The following is a 1,500-nucleotide window of genomic DNA, read 5'->3' as shown; positions in this document are numbered from 1 at the left end:
CTTCTACGATACTTTCTTCGGCATAAAAATTAGTCTTCAAATTGGCATTACAGTAGGCAATTAAGTTGGGCAATGCTGTTCTATCTGCATACCAATCACCACCACCGTTATACTTTAATTTGGCCATGCGGTAGGTTGGTGGTAAAGCGCTAAAAGCTGAAAGCATAAGGCAGAAAGCCAAAAGCCCTATGCAAGAAGCAATAAACTTAAATTTCGGAAGCTGAAAACTGAAAACTGAAAACTTCAAATGATTATCGGTTAAGGTAATTGATTTCAAAACAAACAGATAATGCAGCCGTTTCTGTGCGCAATCTGTTATCACCTAAAGTTAATGCTTTAAAGCCTTTGTTCAAAGCTAAATTAACTTCATCAGGTGTGAAATCTCCTTCAGGACCAATAAGAATTAAGTATTTTTGATGTGGAGCTACAAGTTTGGATATATATTGTTTCTCCCCGTTATCGATACAGTGTGCTATTAATTTATGCCCATCGAATGATTCTTTTAAAAAAGCATCCAAAGAAATGGCATCATTTAATTTTGGATGATAGGCTTTTATCGATTGCTTAACAGCAGAAGTAATCACTTTGTTGAGCCGATCCTCTTTAACTATCCTACGCTCCGATCGATCGGTAATAATTGGTGTAATTTCATCAATACCCAACTCTGTAGCTTTTTCTAAAAACCATTCGATCCTGTCGATATTTTTAGTTGGCGCAACAGCAATATGCAGGTAATGATTTCTTTTATGAAACTCCGTTTCTACTTTTAAAATGGATAAGGAGACTTTTTTCGGATTATCAGAAGTGATTTCAGCAGTGTAAAAACCACCTTTCCCATCAACCAGATTAACGATTGAGCCTATGGTAAGGCGAAGCACCCTAACGCAATGTTTGCTCTCTTCTTCGTTAAGCGTATAAGCATTTTGGGCTATATCTGGTGTGTAAAAAATATGCATAGTTGAAATTAATGATTATCAACCATATCTGCTTTATTGATCACCAATTCTAACTTGATTGTTTCGATATTCTGCTCTGTTTTTTTAAGGATGGTAAACAGATATCCRTATGATTCGTTGCTTTCGCCTACCTCAGGGATACGTTCAAAAACATGAGAAACCAAACCACCAATGGTATCGAAATCTTCATCCTCTGGTAAATCGTGAGGTAGATGTTCATTCACATCATATACAGTAGCGAATGCATTTACGATAAACTCATTGTCAGAAACTTTTTCTACCAGTGGCTTTTCTTCATCGTATTCATCCTGGATTTCTCCAACAAGCTCTTCAACAATATCTTCTAACGTAACCATGCCCGCTGTACCGCCAAACTCATCTAATACAATAGCAATCTGTATGCGGTTACTTTGCAGTTCACTCATCAGATCGTTGATTTTCTTGGTTTCTGTAACGAAATATGGTTTTCTGATGATATCGTTTAATGTCCAGTGCTGATTACCCGCTGCAACGAATGGTAAAATATCTTTTGCATGGATAATCC

The 1,500-nt window shown here is 36.8% G+C and carries 3 protein-coding genes; all 3 read right to left on the bottom strand.

Translation table 11 applies throughout. The annotated features are described in order from the left end of the window. Positions 1-247 (bottom strand): DUF4159 domain-containing protein (locus tag AC1DPQ_RS27420; RefSeq protein ID WP_477611514.1); only part of this gene is annotated, 247 nt, incomplete at its 3' end. A gap of 4 nt (positions 248-251) precedes the next feature. Continuing rightward, positions 252-956, bottom strand: coding sequence for a 16S rRNA (uracil(1498)-N(3))-methyltransferase (locus AC1DPQ_RS27415; protein ID WP_477582884.1), 705 nt, complete (start codon positions 954-956; stop codon positions 252-254). 8 nt (positions 957-964) lie between these two features. Next, positions 965-1,500: transporter associated domain-containing protein (locus AC1DPQ_RS27410; RefSeq protein ID WP_477611513.1), on the bottom strand; the 536-nt coding region annotated here is incomplete at its 5' end.

This window comes from Pedobacter sp. 01T416_2, assembly GCF_056398925.1.
The sequence above is the reverse complement of the archived record's forward strand: the minus strand, read 5'-3'. Positions and strand labels throughout refer to the sequence as shown.